15 protein-coding genes are annotated in these 18,282 nt (G+C 61.4%); 10 read left to right on the top strand and 5 right to left on the bottom strand.

Features of this window, described 5'->3' with window-relative positions:
* Nucleotides 1-22 precede the first annotated feature (22 nt).
* Genes trpCF through I6L47_RS20635 form a run of 4 tightly spaced genes read right to left on the bottom strand, consistent with a single transcriptional unit; the run spans nt 23 to nt 4,815 of the window.
* Entirely contained in the window at nt 23-1,531 is a 1,509-nt protein-coding gene (gene trpCF, locus I6L47_RS20620) for a bifunctional indole-3-glycerol-phosphate synthase TrpC/phosphoribosylanthranilate isomerase TrpF (RefSeq protein ID WP_216949394.1), read from the bottom strand.
* Nucleotides 1,531-2,559: an anthranilate phosphoribosyltransferase gene (gene trpD / locus I6L47_RS20625; RefSeq protein WP_216948236.1), complete on the bottom strand. Its 1,029-nt coding sequence runs from the start codon at nt 2,557-2,559 to the stop codon at nt 1,531-1,533. The genes trpCF and trpD overlap by 1 nt, the downstream gene beginning before the upstream one ends.
* Nucleotides 2,560-2,569: 10 nt before the next feature.
* The gene (locus tag I6L47_RS20630; RefSeq protein WP_013723977.1) at nt 2,570-3,187 is read right to left on the bottom strand and encodes an aminodeoxychorismate/anthranilate synthase component II; all 618 of its coding nucleotides are present in this window, start codon (nt 3,185-3,187) and stop codon (nt 2,570-2,572) included.
* The gene (locus I6L47_RS20635) at nt 3,184-4,815 is read right to left on the bottom strand and encodes an anthranilate synthase component 1 (protein ID WP_216948237.1); all 1,632 of its coding nucleotides are present in this window, start codon (nt 4,813-4,815) and stop codon (nt 3,184-3,186) included. Before I6L47_RS20635 ends, I6L47_RS20630 begins: the two co-directional genes overlap by 4 nt.
* A gap of 436 nt (nt 4,816-5,251) precedes the next feature.
* On the opposite strand from I6L47_RS20635, the gene I6L47_RS20640 reads away from it, so the two are divergent.
* The 6 genes from I6L47_RS20640 (at nt 5,252) to tesB (ending at nt 10,434) form a co-directional block, all read left to right on the top strand.
* Nucleotides 5,252-6,133 (top strand): PHP domain-containing protein, encoded by an 882-nt coding sequence (locus I6L47_RS20640; protein ID WP_216948238.1) that lies wholly within the window; start codon nt 5,252-5,254, stop codon nt 6,131-6,133.
* Between the two features lie 106 nt (nt 6,134-6,239).
* On the top strand, nt 6,240-6,860 hold the full coding sequence (locus I6L47_RS20645; protein WP_005338129.1) for an L-threonylcarbamoyladenylate synthase: 621 nt from the start codon (nt 6,240-6,242) through the stop codon (nt 6,858-6,860).
* Nucleotides 6,853-7,722 carry a ScpA family protein gene (locus tag I6L47_RS20650; RefSeq protein WP_213386846.1) on the top strand — a complete coding sequence of 290 codons (870 nt, stop codon included), beginning with the start codon at nt 6,853-6,855 and terminating at the stop codon, nt 7,720-7,722. The genes I6L47_RS20645 and I6L47_RS20650 overlap by 8 nt, the downstream gene beginning before the upstream one ends.
* The gene (gene scpB, locus I6L47_RS20655; protein ID WP_216948239.1) at nt 7,706-8,278 is read left to right on the top strand and encodes an SMC-Scp complex subunit ScpB; all 573 of its coding nucleotides are present in this window, start codon (nt 7,706-7,708) and stop codon (nt 8,276-8,278) included. The genes I6L47_RS20650 and scpB overlap by 17 nt, the downstream gene beginning before the upstream one ends.
* A gap of 134 nt (nt 8,279-8,412) precedes the next feature.
* The gene (gene rluB, locus I6L47_RS20660; protein ID WP_005347347.1) at nt 8,413-9,336 is read left to right on the top strand and encodes a 23S rRNA pseudouridine(2605) synthase RluB; all 924 of its coding nucleotides are present in this window, start codon (nt 8,413-8,415) and stop codon (nt 9,334-9,336) included.
* Nucleotides 9,337-9,567: 231 nt separating this feature from the next.
* Nucleotides 9,568-10,434: an acyl-CoA thioesterase II gene (gene tesB, locus I6L47_RS20665; protein WP_005338122.1), complete on the top strand. Its 867-nt coding sequence runs from the start codon at nt 9,568-9,570 to the stop codon at nt 10,432-10,434.
* A 91-nt stretch (nt 10,435-10,525) separates the two neighbouring features.
* Here the strand turns inward: tesB and aceK are convergent, their stop codons facing one another.
* Nucleotides 10,526-12,253, bottom strand: coding sequence for a bifunctional isocitrate dehydrogenase kinase/phosphatase (gene aceK / locus I6L47_RS20670; protein WP_216948240.1), 1,728 nt, complete (start codon nt 12,251-12,253; stop codon nt 10,526-10,528).
* Between the two features lie 206 nt (nt 12,254-12,459).
* On the opposite strand from aceK, the gene I6L47_RS20675 reads away from it, so the two are divergent.
* The 4 genes from I6L47_RS20675 (at nt 12,460) to thrC (ending at nt 18,156) form a co-directional block, all read left to right on the top strand.
* A complete protein-coding gene (locus tag I6L47_RS20675) occupies nt 12,460-13,164 on the top strand; it encodes a tRNA/rRNA methyltransferase (RefSeq protein WP_216948241.1) in 705 nt (234 codons plus the stop codon).
* Nucleotides 13,165-13,427: 263 nt separating this feature from the next.
* Nucleotides 13,428-15,887, top strand: coding sequence for a bifunctional aspartate kinase/homoserine dehydrogenase I (gene thrA / locus I6L47_RS20680; RefSeq protein WP_216948242.1), 2,460 nt, complete (start codon nt 13,428-13,430; stop codon nt 15,885-15,887).
* A gap of 2 nt (nt 15,888-15,889) precedes the next feature.
* A complete protein-coding gene (gene thrB, locus I6L47_RS20685; protein ID WP_216948243.1) occupies nt 15,890-16,885 on the top strand; it encodes a homoserine kinase in 996 nt (331 codons plus the stop codon).
* On the top strand, nt 16,882-18,156 hold the full coding sequence (gene thrC, locus I6L47_RS20690; protein ID WP_216948244.1) for a threonine synthase: 1,275 nt from the start codon (nt 16,882-16,884) through the stop codon (nt 18,154-18,156). Before thrB ends, thrC begins: the two co-directional genes overlap by 4 nt.
* Nucleotides 18,157-18,282: the final 126 nt, after the last annotated feature.

The following is an 18,282-nucleotide window of genomic DNA, read 5'->3' on the forward strand; positions in this document are numbered from 1 at the left end:
CGAAACATCAAAAAGGGTTGCGTTACAGGTTGCGCAGTGCGCCGAAGGCGGCTGCAATCTTGTGCGTATCCTTCTGGCCCGGGGCACTCTCCACCCCGGAGTTGAAATCAAGGCCGAGGCAGCCCACTTGCGCCGCCTGCAGGGCGTTGTCGGGGTTAAGGCCCCCCGCCAGCATCAGTTTGCTCTTGTCGAGCGTGGCCAGCATGGCCCAGTCGAACGCCTGACCGGTGCCACCGCTCTGGCTGCCTACTTTGGTATCGAGAAGTAGGCGATCGGCCGGGTAGTCGAGGTCGGGTAGCGGCTCGCCGCTTTCCTTGCCAAGAGCGATGCCTATGGCTTTCCAGATCTGGCAGCCAGTTGGCAGCAGCGCGCGCAGTTCTTCGATATAGGCGGCATCTTCATCGCCGTGCAGCTGGACTGCGGCTAGCCCCAGCGCATCCACCGTCTTGGCGATGGTGGCGGGCTGGGCGTTGCGAAATACCCCCACATAGGCGAGCGGCGCACCCGCCATCACGGCGCGGGCGGCGGGGATGTCTACATAGCGTGGGCTTTTCGCCACAAAGATAAGCCCCCCGAATACCGCACCCGCCTGATGGGCAGCGGCGGCATCCTCGGCGCGGGTGAGACCGCACACCTTGTTCTGACCCAGCACCAGCTTGCGCACAGCCGCCTCCAAATCCGACTCGGCCATCAATGACGAGCCCACCAGAAAGCCCTTGGCATGGTGGCGCAGATCCGCCACCTGAGCGCGGTGATTGATGCCGGACTCGCTGATCACCACCCGATCGCTCGGAATATCTTTAGCCAGCTGTTTGGTGCGGGCGAGATCGACGCTCAAGTCGCGCAGATCCCGGTTGTTGATGCCAATCACCGGCGCCCCCAGCGCGATGGCGCGGGTCAGCTCCTCCTCGTTGCTCACCTCTGTGAGTACGCCAAGACCCAGCTCCTTGGCCACCGCGAACAGGGCGCGATAGCCCTCGTCGGTGAGCACCGAGAGCATCAAGAGGATGGCGTCCGCCTCATAATGGCGGGCCAGATAGACCTGATAGGGGTCAATCATGAAATCTTTGCAGAGCACCGGCTGCGATACGCGGCTGCGCACCCGCGGCAAAAAGGCAAAATCCCCCTGAAAGAACTTCTCGTCGGTCAGCACCGAGATGGCGGTGGCGTATTTGCCATAGATGTCGGCGATGGCCTCCGGGCTGAAATCGTCGCGGATCAAGCCCTTGGAGGGAGAGGCCTTCTTGCACTCCAGAATAAAGCGGGTGGAGCCCGCCTTGAGCGCCCCGACGAAATCCCGATCGCTGGGGGTCAGCGCGCTCTGGAAGCTCTCCAGCGGCTGGGCCAGCTTGCGGGCGGCAACCCACTCCTGCTTGGCCGCCACGATCTTGCCGAGAATGGTCTGGCTGATGGAGGCCATGTTCAGAAAAGCATGGGGGGCAATAAGGTCTGACATCTCGTTATCCTTGCGAAACTGGCTCTTGCCCTGCGGGCGTTCTGAATGACTGCTGTGCGACATGGTGGCTGACATCATGCCTCCTGATGGCCCGCTTCCTGATGGCTCAGAGTAGCCAGCCGAGCGGCCAGATCCGCAGCCTTGCCGCTCGCCAGCACCGCCAGCACCTGGGCCGCCGCGCTCTTGAGGTCTGTCGCCTTGCCCGCCATCAGCAGCAGCGGCGCCACGTTGGCGGCGATGGCGGCGTTGTGGGCCGGGGTGCCACGTCCTTCCAGAATGCCGGCGGTGATGGCGCGGTTCTCTTCAGGCTCACCACCCTGAATGGCGCTGACCGGATAGGTCTCGAGGCCAAAGTCAGCCGGGGTGATCAGAAACTCGCGGATCTCGCCGTCACGGATCTGGGCCACCTGGGTCGGGCCGTGGATGGCAATCTCGTCGAGCCCGGCGCCGTGAACCACCATACCGGTTTTCAGCCCCAGTGCCAGCAGGGTTTCTGCGATGGGGCGCACCAGCTCGGGGGCATAGACCCCCATCAGCTGATAGGTGGGGCGAGCGGGGTTGATAAGCGGCCCCAGCACATTGAACAGGGTGCGGGTCTTGAGGGCTTGGCGCACCGGCATGGCGTGGCGCACCCCGGCGTGGTACTGGGGGGCGAACAAAAAGCAGATGCCAAGCTCGTCCAGACAGCGGCGCGCCTGCGCCGGGCTCATGTCGAGCTTGATGCCCATTTTATCGAGCAGATCGCTCGAACCCGACTTGCTCGAGACCGAGCGGTTGCCGTGCTTGGCCACTTTCAGGCCGCAGGTGGCGGCGACCAGCGCCGAGGTGGTGGAGACGTTGATGGTGTTGAGGCCATCGCCACCGGTGCCGACGATGTCGCAAAACTCATAGTCCGGACGCGGGAAGTCGCGCGCTTCTGCCAAGAGGGCCTCGGCGGCGCCGGCGATCTCCTCCGGGGTCTCCCCCTTGATCTTGAGGGCGGTCAGCAGGCTTGCGAGCACGATGGGATCCACTTCGCCACGTACCACCTGGCCGAAGGCGTCACGGGTACTTTCACGGCTCAGAGACTGACCCTGATAGAGGGTGTTGAGATGTTGATGCATGTTGGTCTCCTTACCGCACACTGCTTTCTGGACGGGTGATATGGGCGAGCGCCTGAGTCAGCAGACGGGCCCCTTCCGAGGTCATGATGGATTCCGGGTGGAACTGGAAGCCCAGAACCCGCTCATCCTGCTGCTCGATGGCCATGGGCATCCCCTGATAGTGGGCAATCACCGTCAGCTCTTCCGGTACATAGGTGGCGACCAGCGAGTGGTAGCGGGCCACCGGCAGCGGGCTCGGCAGACCGGCGAAGGCGCCGTGGCCGTTGTGCTCAATCAGAGAACGCTTGCCGTGGACGATTTCGCCTGCCGCGCCGACGGTGCCGCCGTAGGCTTCGCACAGGGCCTGATGGCCGAGGCAGATGCCGAGGATGGGCACCTGACCGCGGGCCAGCTTGATTAGGTCGATGAGGCAGCCCGCCTCGTGGGGGGCGCCCGGGCCCGGCGAGAGCACCAGTACGGCATCCCCTTCACAGGCGGCGATCTCGCTCATGATGCGGCTGGCCGGCAGGCTGTTGCGGTAGATCCGCACCGGATAACCGAGGGAGCGGAACTGATCCACCAGGTTGTAGGTAAAGGAGTCGAAGTTATCGAGCAGGAAAATGTTAGTGGCTGTTGATCCGGTACTCATTGGCTCACGTCCTTATGTTGCTCCTGCTGGGCGCTCAGGGCTTGCAGGGAGGTGCCATGGCTGGCAGCGATGGCGGCCAGCACGGCGGCCGCCTTGGCGCGGGTTTCGTCCGCTTCGGCTTGGGGTTTGGAGTCATAGACCACCCCGGCACCGGCCTGTATGTGGGCCACGCCATCTTTGACAAAGGCGGAGCGGATGACGATGCAGGTATCCATCTCGCCGGCGCCGTTGATGTAGCCGACCGCGCCGCCGTAGCTGCCGCGGCGCTTGCCTTCCACCATGCGAATAAGCTCGCTGGCGCGGATCTTGGGGGCGCCGGTGAGAGTGCCCATGTTCATGCAGGCCTGATAGGCGTGCAGGGCGTCAAGGTCCGAACGCAAGGTGCCAACCACCTTGGAGACCAGATGCATCACGTGGCTGTAGCGATCCACTTTTAGCAGCTCCTTGACGTAGCGGGTGCCGGGCTCCGAGATGCGGGCGATGTCGTTGCGGCCCAGATCCACCAGCATCAGGTGCTCGGCCACCTCTTTCTCGTCCTGACGCAGCTCCAGCTCGATGCGGCCATCCAGATCCCGGTTGATGCTGCCATCCGGGTTGAAGCCGCGGCGGCGGGTACCGGCGATGGGGTACATCTCCACGTCGCGGCTGGCGGCGCAGAATTTCACCGCGCTCTCCGGCGAGGCGCCAAACAGGGTGAAGCCCTCATCCTGTACGTAGAACATGTAGGGGCTGGGATTGGTCTGCTTGAGGCGGCGATAGGCGGCCAGGGGGTTCGGGCAGGGCAGGGAGAAGCAGCGGGATGGCACCACCTGGAAGATGTCGCCACGGCGGATAAAGCCCTTGAGCTTCTCCACCTCGGCGCAAAACTGTTTGTCGCTCTTGTCCACGCTCATGCCACCGGTCAAGGGCTGGGTGGTCAGCTCGGCGCTTAGAGGTTGCTGGCAAATCTGTTTGAAGTCGGTGAGCCGTTCGGTCAGGCGGGTGTATCTGTCTTCCACCTGGCTTTCGTCGCTATCGCCGCCAAAGATGCAGGCCAGCAGTTGAGTAGTGCGTTCGATATGGTCGATGGTGATCAGGGTTTCGGCCACATAGAAGCAGTAGTCGGGGCAGCTGTTGCTCCCCTCCGGTACTTCGGGCAGATCTTCAAATGAGGCGATGAGGTCATAGGCGAAGCTGCCCGCCATAAACAGTGCCTCTTTACCCAACTGGCAATCGAGCTCTCGCTGCAGGGTGCGCAGCACGTCCAGCACGCTGCTCCCCTTGAGGCGGGAATCTTCGTCCAGCTCCCGATCGGAGGCCGGGAAGTCGAGCTGCAATTCGCCATCTACCAGCGAGCGGGCCACCACCACGGGCAGCCGTTCGGCCAGCAGGCTTTGCAACTGGGCGCCGTTGTCGTTCAGGCTGCGAACCCGCACGGTGCGGCCACGGCACTCGATGCGCAGGCAGGCATCGACCAGCAGCAGGCTCTGTTTGCCTGCCTTGGAGTCGATCTCCACCGATTCCAGCAGCAGGTTGTTGGGGCGGCCCTGACAGAGGCGGGTATAGAGCGCCAGAGGGTCGGCCACATAGGGGGCGTTGAGCTTGAGGGTATCGAATTCACCCAGAGGAAGGCGATGTGTGGCTGTCATAGTGCGTTCCCTTGCGTGTGATGCGTGTTACCGATGTTCATGACGTTGAATTCCTTGAAAATTTAATTGGTCCGGGGTGGCTGGTTCAGGGGCGCCATCGCCAGGTCAGCTTGCTTGTCTGAATTCTCGGTTTCATCACAGGTCCATTTGCCGGATAATAAAAAAGCCCGCTGGGGTCAGCGGGCTTTTTCTTTGGGTTCTTAATTTGCTGTCAGATTACAGGTACAGCAACGACCACACGCCCGCATGTCAGGGAGTGTGCCACCACCAGATGGTCAGGATGGAAGTCGTTTGCATGATAAAGTCCTGTAAAAAGATGTTTGCAATGAAGTGCCTACAGAAAACGATAAAGCCGCGGCCAAGTCAAGTCGCTTTTTAGCCTTCTTTCACCGATTTGCCATGAATGGTGACCTGACCACGAGAGCGGAATAACCTGATGAGATTCGATCTTCACTGCCATACCACTGCCTCCGACGGGGTGCTGAGCCCAGCCGAACTGGTGCGCCGCGCTGCCGAAAAACAGGTCGAAGTGTTAGCAGTTACTGACCACGACACCCTCGCCGGGCTTGATGAGGTGCGCCGCACCATCGAAGCCGAGCAACTGCCGCTGCGATTGGTGAGCGGGGTCGAGATCTCCACCGGCTGGGAGCATCACGAAATTCATATCGTGGCGCTGGGGGTGGATGAAAAAAATCCGCAGCTGACCGACTTTCTGGCCGGTCAGCTGGCCCGCCGCGAAGCTCGCGCGCTGGAAATCGGGCGTCGTCTGGAGAAGTGCCTCATCCCCGGCACCTATGAAGAGGCCAAACAGCTAGCCGGTGACGCCGCCGTGACCCGCGCCCACTTTGCCCGGGTGCTGGTGGCACGCGGGGTAGCCGACAACATGCAGAAGGTATTCAAAAAGTACCTGAGCCGTGGCAATAAAGGGTATGCCCCGGCCGAGTGGCCCGAGATGAGTGAAGCCATCAACGCCATTCACGCCGCCGGTGGGCTGGCGGTGCTGGCCCACCCCAGCCGTTACGATCTCACCGCCAAGTGGATCAAGCGGCTGCTGGTGGCCTTCAAGGCGGCCGGTGGCGATGCCATGGAGGTCTCGCTGCCCCAGCAGAGCCCGCAGGAGCGGGCCAATCTGGGCCAGTGGGCCAAGGATCACGACCTCTATATCTCGGTGGGATCGGATTTTCACTTCCCCTCCAACTGGACCGAGCTGGGCCGCCACCTCTGGCTGCCCAAAGAGGGGATGCCCGTCTGGCTTGCCTATCCCGGTCACTTTGGGCTCACCACCGAGCAACATGCCGAGCTGCTGGCGAGTCGGTAACGGCGCCAGCGAAGCGGCCACAAACAGGTTAAGGTAGTGTCATGGGTCTTTGACCCGTGACCATACGAGCGGGCAGGTATTGCTGCCCCCATTGCGAGAACAAGCTATGAGTCAGCATTTTTACGTACATCCGGAAAATCCCCAGGCCCGTCTGATCGGTCAGGCGGTACAGATCATCCAGAACGGCGGCGTCATCGTCTATCCGACCGACTCCGGTTATGCGCTGGGTTGCCAGATGGGTGACAAAGGGGCGCTGGAGCGCATCTGCCGCATCCGTCGCCTCGACGCCAACCACGACTTCACCCTGGTGTGCCGCGATCTCTCCGAGATCTCCACCTACGCCAAGGTTGACAACAGCGCGTTTCGCCTGATCAAGAACAACACCCCGGGCGCCTACACCTTCATCTTCAAGGCGACCAAAGAGGTGCCGCGCCGTCTGATGAACGAGAAGAAGAAGAGCATCGGCATCCGGGTACCGGACAACAAGATTGCCCAGGCACTGCTGGAAGCCCTCGGCGAGCCGCTGCTCTCCACCACATTGATCCTGCCGGACTCCGAGATGGCCGAGTTCGACCCGGAAGAGATCTTCGACAAGCTGGGCAAGCAGATCGATCTGGTGGTCAACGGCGGCTATCTGGGCGAGCAGCCCACCACCGTGGTCGATTTCTCTGACGACGAGCCGGTATTGCGTCGTCGCGGCGCCGGAGATCCAACCCCGTTTGAGTGATGTCGCTGAACCGGTGACAGTCCCCGCTGCCGAGACGGGGACTGGCGCCGCACTACCCATCGCGAAAGTCCTGGGGCAGCCCTATCACGAGCTGCCCCAGGATCTGTTCATCCCGCCCGATGCGCTGGAGGTGTTCCTCGATACCTTCGAGGGGCCGCTCGATCTGCTGCTCTATCTGATCCGGCGCCAGCAGCTCGATATCCTCAACCTGCCGATCCTGCAGATCACCGCCCAGTACATGGAGTACGTGGAGCTGATGCAGGGGCTCAACCTTGAGCTGGCGGCCGAATATCTGCTGATGGCGGCCTGGCTCGCGGAGATAAAATCCCGCCTGCTGCTGCCCAAGGCGCCGGAGCTGGAGGATGAAGATGAGGGGGAAGACCCTCGGGTGACCCTTATTCGCCGCCTGCAGGAGTACGAGCGTTACAAGGTAGGGGCGGAGAGGGTCAATGAGCTGCCACGGGTGGAGCGGGAGATTTATATCGCCGCTGCCTTGCCCCCCGATTTTGGCGCCCTCAAGCCACTGGCGCCCGATGTTTCGCTGGTTGAGCTCGCCCTTTACATGCAAAGTGTGGTAAAACGCGCGACTCATTTCGAACATCACCAGATCCGCCGCGAACAGATCCCGACCCGGGTGCGCATGGCGGAGATCCTTGCCATGCTCACGTTGGGGCAGACCCTGCGCCTTGAGCAGGTGCTGCGCGCCGAAGAGGGGCGCATGGGGGTACTGGTGACGTTTCTGGCCCTGCTGGAGCTGTGCAAGGAGCAACTGATCTGGATCCTGCAGGCAGAACCCCTTGGCCCAATCCATTTCGCATTGGCCGAGCAGAGCGAGGAGGGCAACCGTGGCGCTGCCCACTGAACGACTCAAGACCCTGATCGAAGCTGCGCTGTTTGTGGCCGGTCGCCCGCTCAATGTCAGCGAACTGAAAAGCAGCGTGCTGGCCGATTATCCGGTGACCAGTCGCTATGTTCAGCTGCTGTTGGCCGAGATCAGGCAAGATTACAGCTCGCGAGGCGTCGAACTCAAAGAGGTCGCCTCCGGCTGGCGCTTTCAGGCGCGTCAGGAGTATGCCGAAGAGCTCTCGCGGCTCTGGAGCGAGCGGGCGCCGCGTTATTCCCGCGCCGTGATGGAGACGTTGACCCTGATCGCTTATCGCCAACCCATCACCCGGGCCGAGATCGAAGCGATCCGCGGGGTGGCGGTGTCGAGCCAGATAGTGAATACCCTGAAAGAGCGTGGCTGGGTGCGCAGCATCGGCCACAAAGAGGTGGCCGGTCGCCCCGAACTGCTCGCCACTACCAGAGAGTTTCTGGATTACTTTAATCTGCAGAGTCTGGAGCAGCTCCCCGAGCTGGATCCGGAGCTGCAACCCCTGTTGCCCTCTGCGGTGGACGGGGAGAACGATACCCGGTGAATGGCGCCCAAGCGTGCCGATGTCACCGAGATATACATTTTTCAACTGCGGCGAACGCTCCAACCGGCGTTTGTTACAGTTAACCCCGTTGCCCCTATTACCTGTGGGCAGCGATCAACAATCAGGTAACCCCGATGAGTGAAAAACTGCAAAAAGTGTTGGCCCGCGCGGGTCACGGCTCCCGTCGTGAGATGGAGGCCCTGATCACCGCAGGTCGGGTCAGTGTGGATGGCAAGGTCGCCACACTGGGGGATCGCGTCGAAGTGAACGCCGTGATCCGGGTGGATGGTCACCAGGTCAAGACCCGTGCCGCAGAGGAAGTGATCTGCCGCGTACTGGCTTACCACAAGCCGGAAGGGGAGATGTGTACCCGTCACGATCCGGAAGGTCGTCCCACCGTGTTTGATCGTCTGCCCAAGATGGAAGGTGCCCGCTGGATCGCGGTCGGCCGCCTCGACGTCAATACTTCCGGTCTGTTGCTGTTCACCACCGACGGTGAGCTGGCCAACCGTCTGATGCACCCGAGCCACGAAGTGGAGCGGGAATACGCGGTACGTGTCTTTGGCGAAATCACCGAAGCCATGCTGCAGCGTCTGCGCAAGGGCGTGCAGCTGGAAGATGGCACCGCCAAGTTCAACAAGATCAAACCGGCTGGCGGTGAGGGTCTGAACCAGTGGTTCAACGTCACCCTGACCGAAGGTCGCAACCGTGAAGTGCGCCGCCTGTGGGAATCCCAGGAAGTGCAGGTGAGCCGCCTGATGCGGATCCGCTACGGCGACGTCAAGCTGGACCGCGGTATCCCGCGCGGCGGCTGGCAAGAGCTGAAACTGCCGGAAGTGAACTACCTGCGCGGTCTGGTCAACCTGCCGCCGGAGACCGAATCCAAGGTCGATCTGCAGCAAGATGGCAAAACCAGCCGCCACAAGCAGGCCGCCCAGATCCGTCGCGCCGTGCAGCGTCACAAAGAGATGCAGGGCAAAGAGCCGCGCGCTCGCGCCACCACCGCCCGTCGCAAGCCGCAAGCCTCTACCCGCAACTCCGGTACCGGCAGCAAGTAAGCCGACAACCCGTTGCGAACTGTGTGCCGTCAAAGAGCGCGCAGTCGGCCAAGCAAAGGCCCGCACCAACAGGTGCGGGCCTTTTTGTATCAACCCCCCTGGCTGGTAAAAGGGGGGTTGGTGAGACGTTGAGGGGCATTTCTGTCGTCTGCTTGCCCGCAGACTCGCCGCTGCGGTTGCTCTGCTCCGGTGAGCTTGTTAGCCTGTGCGGCTCTGATAGAGGAGTGAACGATGAGCAAGGTACTTGATGAGCTGCTGGCGTTGCTGGCGCTGGAAAAAATCGAGGAGGGACTGTTTCGGGGCCAGAGCCAGGATCTCGGTCTGCGGGCCGTGTTTGGCGGACAGGTAATGGGGCAGGCCTTGTCTGCCGCCAAGCAGACGGTCGAGACTGGCCGTCAGGTTCACAGTTTTCACTCCTACTTCCTGCGTCCGGGGGATGTGACCCGTCCCATCGTCTATGACGTGGAGAATATCCGTGACGGCCAGACCGTCTCCACCCGTCGGGTCAAGGCGATTCAGGGCGGCAAGCCCATCTTCTATCTCAACGCCTCGTTTCAGGTGCCGGCCGACGGTTTCGAGCATCAGGCGCAGATGCCCACCGGCATCACCCCGCCGGAGGAGCTCAAGAGTGAGCTGGAGCTGGTGCGCCCCTACGAGAACCTGATCCCGGCTTCCCTGCGGGACAAGATCCTCTGCGAGCAGCCCATCGAGATGCGCCCGGTGACCCTGGTCGACCCTATTCGGCCGACGGTGCAGGATCCGGTGCGTCACGTCTGGTTCAAGGCCAACGGTCAGATGCCGGACGATCTGCGGGTGCATAAATACCTGCTGGCCTACGCCTCCGACTTCAACTTCCTGCTCACCTCGCTGCAGCCCCACGGGGTGTCGTACTGGGAGCCGGATATGCAGGTGGCCACCATCGATCACTCCATGTGGTTCCACCGGGATTTTCGCTTCGACGACTGGCTGCTCTACGTGGTAGACAGCCCGAGCGCCAGCAGCGGCCGCGGTTTGGTGCGCGGTCAGTTCTTCACCCGCGACGGGGTGCTGGTGGCGAGCACCATGCAGGAGGGGGTGATCCGCCGTCGCGGCAGTTAAGGCGCAAAGCGGAGTGCAAAACGGGGTGGCTTGGGCCACCCCGTTTTCGTTGCTGTGATGTGCGCGGACTCTTTGTGCGGGCTCTGCGGGATCAGCCGCCGCGCTGGTACTTGAAGCGTTTCTTGCGCCGGTAGGGATAGACATCGTCAAACAGCCCCACCTTGATGTTGCTCTGCAGCATCTTCCAGTAGTTGGCGTCGAACATCTCCTTGTGCAGTTGCAGCATGATCTCCCGCACCTGCGGCTTTTGCAGCAGGAAGGTGGCGAACTCCTCGGGGAAGATGTCGTTGGGAGCCACCGAGTACCAGGGCTCGGCGCTCCACTCATCCTCGGGGTAGCGGGGCGGCGGGATCTGGCGGAAGTTGCACTCCGTCATGTAGCAGATCTCGTCGTAGTCGTAGAAGACCACCCGGCCGTGGCGGGTGACGCCGAAGTTCTTGAACAGCATGTCCCCCGGGAAGATGTTGGCCGCCGCCAGCTGCTTGATGGCGTTGCCGTACTCCTCCAGCGCGAGGCGGGTCTGCTGTTCGTCCGCCTTGTCCAGATAGAGGTTGAGGGGGATCATCTTGCGCTCGGTGTAGAGGTGCTTGATCACCAGCTTGTCGTCGCTGATGGTGAGCGCAGAAGGTGCCACCGTCTTGAGTTCGGCAAGGAGCTCGGGCGAGATGCGATCCTGCGGAAACTCGAAGTTGGTGAACTCCTGGGTATCGGCCATCCGGCCAACCCTATCGTGCTGTTTTACCAGCCGGTATTTCGCTTTCACCTGCTCGTGGCTCACATCCTTGGGGGGAGTGAACTCGTCTTTTATCACCTTGAACACCACATCGTAGGAGGGGAGGGTAAACACGCTCATCACCATCCCCTTGATGCCGGGGGCGATGATGAACTGATCCCGACTCTGTGCCAGATGGTGGCGGTAGTGGCGATAGAGCTCGGTCTTGCCGTGCTTCTGGCAGCCGATGGCGTTGTAGATCTCGTAATCGGGCTTGTGGGGCATGATTTGACGCAGGAAGGCGACAAACAGCGCCGGTTCGCGGGCATAGACCATAAAGTAGGCGCGGGCAAAGCCAAAGACGATGGAGGCGAGATCCGGCTCGAAGATCACCGTGTCCACATAGATGCTGTGGCCGGTGCTGAGCAGGGGCAGGATAAAGGGGAACACCTGATCCCGGGCCCGGATCAGCCCCACCAGATAGGCCCCCTTGTTGCGGTAGAACACCTCTTTGAGCAGCTCGATGGCAAACGGCTCGTCATGGAGGATTTGCGGGCCGTTCTCCGCAAGATGGCGGTGGATGTCGACAATATCTCGCTGCTTGTCCTCGTAGGGGAGGGTGAAGCTGTAATCCCCCAAAAGCTGGCTCAGGGTCTGCGGCAGGTGGGCGAGATCGGTGCGATAGATGCGCAGCAGGGCGCTGAGATCGGGTTTTTCGCCACGGCTGACAAAGGGGTGGATATAGAGGTTCTCGTCGCGGATATTGCGATGGCGGAAGATCCGGCGATAGACGGAGTTGAAGAAGGACTCCGCCACCTCGAAGTTGTCACAACGGGGCAGCAGATCGCTGAAGGCGCTTTTGACCCGCTTGAGCAGCTCCTGAGTGGCGTGGTGCTCCCCCATCATCTGGCGGATGGAGCTGGCGGTGGCCCCCACATGGTGGTCATAGAGGCGAATTCGCTCGCGCCCGGCGAGCTGCACCCCCAGCCAGTCACTGTTCTCGAAGCGGCTCTTGCTGCCCTGGGTTATCTCGAGAAACCGGCTGTAAAACGACTCGAACCGTTGCAAGATAGTCTCGGCGACGGCCTGTTCCAATGGCTGCTGCATCTCTCTCTTCCTTGTGATCTGTCGGGCCGATAGCGCGAAGGATTGGGTGTAATTTGTTCACACGTCAGGCCACTATCGCAACATTCAAACGTCTGTTCAAGTGGCAATTTTCGGGGATAAACGGTAGATTGCGCCACTGTTTTGCTGATGGTTTAGCGACTGTTTGCTGTCTGTTTGAGAGGCCGTCCGGCCTGTGAGGAAACCCGATGAAGCTCTATTTTGTCCTGGTGGCACCTGCCCGTCCTGCGAATGTGGGGGCTGCTGCCCGCGCCATGAAAACCATGGGATTCGATGCCATGCGACTGGTCGCGAGCCGGGTACACGAAGAGGAGGAGGCGAGCTGGGTGGCCCACGGCGCCCAGGAGATCCTGACTCAGGCCGAGGCGTTCGATACCCTGCCCGAGGCGCTGGCGGACATGGATCTGGTGATCGCCACCACCGCCCGTGAGCGCGGTCGCTACCAGCACTACCTCACCCCGGGGGAGATCCGCGAGCAGATCCGCAGCAAGCCTTCACTCAACAAGGTCGCCATCGTCTTTGGCTGCGAGGAGTCGGGGCTCTCCAACGAGCAGCTGGCCGAGGTCGACCTCATCAGCTATTTGCCCCTCAAGGTGAGCTACCCCTCCCTTAATCTGGGGCAGGCGATCATGCTCTACGCCTACGAGATGAGTCAGCTGATGGATGAGCTGAACGCCGACGGTGTCGCTGCGGTAGCAGAAAATTTTGATAACGCCGGGCAGGTTCGGGTGCTCAAAAGCAAAACAGCAGAATTGCTGGGTGAACTCGGAGTTTCGCAGGATGAAAAACTGCATCAATGGGTGATGGACCGGGTGCCCATGCTGCCGCAGCGGGATTTGAACATGCTCCACCTGCTCTGCAAAGACCTTGCGCGCCGATTTGGGCGTGAGTAGCGAAGAGGTTTAAGTTGACAGCCCGGCGCCCGCCGCGGTATTGCTAAAAGCCAGCTTCGTCAACGAGTGTTCGTCATGCAGTTATTCACCAACGTCATCACCACCACCATTATTACCGGTACCACCACAGGTGGCACTGGGGCCGGTTGATGCGCTGACGAACAAGCACAGAAATCAGAAAAGGCCCGTACCCACCCAGTACGGGCCTTTTTGTTGGATTGGTTTTTAGATTGAATTTCATAGATTTACAGGGAGAGAAAGCGATGAGAGTGTTGAAATTTGGCGGGTCTTCACTGGCCGATGCAGAACGTTTTTTACGGGTGGCCGATATCGCGGTCAACACCCACGGCCAATCTCAGGTAGCCCTGGTGCTCTCTGCACCTGCCAAGGTGACCAATCATCTGGTGGCGCTGGTGGAACAGACCAGTCGCGGCATGGATGCCAGTTCCACCCTGTTTGAAGTCAACGGCATCTTCTCCCGCCTGCTGGCCGGGTTGAAGGCGGCCTATCCGGCGCTCGATGACAAGGCGCTGCTGGCCCGTCTCACCGCCGAGCTGGATCAGGTGGAGCGGCTGATGCAGGGCATCCGTCTGCTGGGCCTCTGCCCGGACAACGTGCAGGCGCGCATTCTGAGCCGTGGCGAGAACCTCTCCATCGCCTTTATGCACGAACTGCTGCGGGTGCGCGGTCTGGATCTGGAGCTGATCGTGCCGGAAGAGTTGCTGGTCACCGACGGCGGCTATCTGGAAGCCCACGTCGATATCGAAGCCTCCCGCCTGCGCTTTGCCGCCAAGGGGCTGCGTAGCGATTGCCTCTACCTGATGCCGGGCTTTACCGGTGGCAGCGACAAGGGCGAGACCGTGCTGCTGGGTCGCAACGGCTCCGACTACTCGGCCGCCGTGCTGGCGGCATGTGTCGATGCCGAGTGCTGCGAGATCTGGACTGACGTCGAAGGCTGCTACAGCTGCGACCCCCGTCTGGTGCCGGATGCCTACCTGCTGAAAACCCTCTCCTACAAGGAGGCGATGGAGCTCTCCTACTTCGGCGCCAAGGTGCTGCACCCGAAAACCATCGCGCCGGTGGCCCAGTTCCATATTCCCTGCCTCATCAAGAACAGCTTCAACCCGCAAGGGCCGGGCACCCTGATCGGCCCCGAGAGCGGTGACGATGACCTGAAAGTGAAGGCCATCTCCGACTTGTCCGGCATGTGCATGTTCAACGTCTCCGGTCCCGGCATGAAGGGGATGGTCGGCATGGCCGGTCGCATCTTCTCCGCCGTCTCCCGCGCCGGGGTCAGTATCGTGCTGATCACCCAGTCATCCTCCGAGTACAGCGTCAGCTTCTGTATCCACAGCTACGACAGTGAGAAGACCCGCAAGGTGCTGGAGCGCGAGTTCGAGCTCGAATTCAAAAACCAGCTGCTGGAGCCGCTGGATATCATCAGCGATCTGGCGATCATCTCCCTCATCGGTGACGGCATGCGCACCAGCAAGGGGATGGCAGCCCGCTTCTTTACCTCGCTGGCGCAAGCCTCAATCAATATCGTCGCCATTGCGCAGGGGTCGAGCGAGCGCTCCATCTCGGCGGTGGTGCGGGATCGCAAGGTGGCGGAAGCCATCAAGGCGTGCCACCAGAACTTCTTTGGCAGCCAGCAGTTTATCGATCTCTTTGTGGTCGGGGTCGGCGGCGTCGGTGCCGCGTTGGTGGATCAGATCGCCCGCCAGCAACCGGTACTGGCCGAGCAGGGCACTGGCCTGCGGGTGGTCGGCATCGCCAACAGTCGCCAGATGGCGGTCAACAAGGATGGCCTGAACCTCGCCAACTGGCGCGAACAGCTGGTGGAAGCCCGTGACAGCTTCTCGCTGGAAGGGGTGAAAAAGCTGGTGGAAGATAGCCACATCATCAACCCGGTGATCGTCGACTGCACCTCCTCCGAGGCAGTAGCCGTCCAGTATGCCGACTTCCTCGCCGCCGGTTTCCATGTGGTCACCCCGAACAAGAAGGCCAACACCGGTTCGCTTGATTACTACAAGGCGCTGCGCCGCACTGCCCGCCAGACTCGCCGCAAGTTCCTGTATGAAACCAACGTCGGCGCTGGCCTGCCGGTTATCGAGAACCTGCAGAACCTCATCAAGGCCGGTGACAAGCTGCGTGCCTTCGATGGCATTCTCTCCGGTTCCCTCTCCTTTATCTTCGGCAAGCTGGATGAAGGGATGGCCTTCTCCGAGGCAACCCAAATCGCCCGTAGCAACGGCTTTACCGAGCCGGATCCCCGCGACGATCTCAACGGCATGGATGTGGCGCGCAAGCTGCTCATTCTGGCTCGTGAGGCTGGCATGGCGCTGGAGCTCTCCGATGTCGAGGTAGAGCAGGCGCTGCCACTCGGCTTTGATGTGAGCGGCGATGTAGAAGCCTTTATGGCCCGTCTGCCCGAAGCGGACGGCTGGTTCCGCGACCAGTTCGCGGCAGCGCAGCGTGAAGGCAAGGTACTGCGCTATGTGGGCTCCATCGAAGGTGGCAAGTGCAAGGTCGCCATCAAGGCGGTCGGTGGCGACGAGCCGCTGTTCAAGGTCAAAGACGGGGAGAACGCGCTCGCCTTCTTCTCCACCTACTACCAGCCGATCCCGCTGGTGCTGCGCGGCTATGGCGCCGGTACCGAAGTGACCGCGGCGGGCGTCTTTGCCGACGTGCTGCGCACCCAGAACTGGAAGCAGGAGTTGTAAGCATGAGTTCAGACATGTACCCCTCTTATATGACTGAAGGCGGCAGCGTCGTCGCCTACGCCCCCGCCTCCAGCGCCAACCTGAGCGTGGGATTCGATGTACTGGGGGCGGCGCTCGCCCCCGTCGATGGCTCTCTGCTCGGCGATCGGGTGCAGGTAAAAGCGGCTGACGTGCCTTTTGCGCTGTCCTCTGTGGGCCGCTACGCCCACAAGCTGCCGGACGATCCGAAAAAGAATATTCTCCATGACTGCTGGGTCGCCTATGGCGAGGCGCTGGAGAAGCGCGGCCTTAAACTCAAGCCGCTCGAAATGGTGCTGGAGAAGAACCTGCCGGTGGGCTCGGGTCTGGGTTCCAGCGCCTGCAGCGTGGTGGCGGCCCTTGAGGGGCTCAACGCCTTTCACGGCGCGCCGCTCGATGAGCACGACATGCTGCTGCTGATGGGGGAGATGGAAGGCAAGATCTCCGGCTCCGTTCACTACGACAACGTGGCGCCCTGTTATCTGGGCGGCATGCAGCTGGTGCTGGAAGAGCACGGCGTTATCAGTCAGGGTATTCCGGTGTTCGATCAGTGGTACTGGGTGGTCTGCTACCCGGGCACAGTGGTCTCCACCGCCGCCGCCCGCGCCATTCTGCCTGCTCAATATCGCCGTCAGGATTGCCTCACCTATGGCCGTCGTCTGGCTGCCTTTGTCCACGCCAGCTACACCGGGCAGGAGGGGCTGGCGGCGAGCGTACTGAAAGATGTGATTGCCGAGCCCTACCGCGCGGCGCTGATCGAAGGCTTTGCCGAGGTGCGGGCGCAGGCGGCCCAGAACGGGGCGCTGGCCACCGGCATCTCTGGCTCCGGTCCCACCGTGTTTGTGGTGATGAAGGATCTGGCGCAGGCCGAGCGGATGAAGGATTGGATGGAAGCACATTTCGTGCAGAACGAAGATGGATTTGCCCGGGTCTGCAAACTGGACATGGCCGGGGCACGGGTAACAGGAAGCGAGCTATGAATCTCTACAACATCAAGGACAACAGCGAACAGGTGAGCTTCGCGCAGGCGGTGCGTCAGGGCTTGGGTCGCGAACAGGGGCTCTTCTTCCCCGAACAACTCGAACCGCTCGCCGATGTGGATGCCCTGCTGGACTTGCCGCTGGCCGAACGCTCAGCCCGCATCCTGAGCCACCTGCTGGGGGACGAAGTGCCCGCCGCCAAGGTCAGCGAGCTAATCAATGCCGCCTTCACCTTCCCGGCGCCGCTGGTGAAACTCAAAGACGGCACCTATGCCCTTGAGCTGTTCCACGGCCCGACCCTGGCATTCAAGGATTTCGGCGGCCGCTTTATGGCCCAGTGCCTCGCGGCGTTTCGCACCAACGACAAGATTACTATCCTCACCGCCACCTCCGGCGACACCGGTGCCGCCGTGGCCCACGCCTTCTTCGGGCTGGAGGGGATCGAGGTGGTGATCCTCTATCCCAAGGGCAAGATAAGCCCCTTGCAGGAGAAGCTCTTCTGCACCCTCGGCGGCAATATCCGCACCATCGCCATCGATGGCGACTTCGATGCCTGTCAGGCGCTGGTAAAACAGGCCTTTGACGACGAGGCGCTGAAAAAGGCCATTGGCCTCAACTCCGCCAACTCCATCAATATCAGCCGCCTGCTGGCGCAGGTTTGCTACTACTTTGAAGCGGTGGCCCAGCTGCCCAAAGCCTCCCGCGCCAAGGCGGTGATCAGCGTGCCATCCGGCAACTTTGGCAACCTCACTGCGGGCCTCATCGCCAAGGCGCTGGGGCTGCCGGTGAAGCGCTTTATCGCCGCCACCAACGCCAACGACACCGTGCCGCGCTACCTGAAAACCGGTCAGTGGGAGCCGCACCAGACAGTGGCCACCCTGTCGAATGCCATGGATGTCAGCCGCCCCAACAACTGGCCACGAGTAGAAGAGCTCTGCCGTCGCAAAGGCTGGGCGTTGGAGACCCTGGGGTCAGGTATGCGTGACGACGCCCAGACTCGCGCCGCCCTGAAACGGCTGCACCAGCTGGATTATCTGTGCGAACCCCACGGGGCCATTGCCTGGGATCTGCTGGGCGAACAGCTGGCCGAGGATGAGGTGGGGGTGTTCCTTTGCACTGCTCATCCCGCCAAGTTTAAAGAGTCGGTGGACGAGATCCTCAATCTCGATGTACCGCTACCCGGCCCGCTGGCCAAACACGCCGAGCTGCCGCTGCTCTCCGTTAATTTGCCCGCGGAGTTTGCCCGGTTAAGGGCGTTTTTGGTGGGTTAAATAATGAAATGTCAGTAAAAAGTAATGTGAACCCGTTAAAAGAATTTAAGTTCTAACTCAAAGTGCTGTACAGACATAGTAAGTGAGGGAGGTGTATACCTCCCTCACTTAATTTTTGTGTATTTT

Origin of the sequence: Aeromonas sp. FDAARGOS 1417, from assembly GCF_019046985.1 — a bacterium.
Taxonomy (GTDB): domain Bacteria; phylum Pseudomonadota; class Gammaproteobacteria; order Enterobacterales; family Aeromonadaceae; genus Aeromonas; species Aeromonas veronii.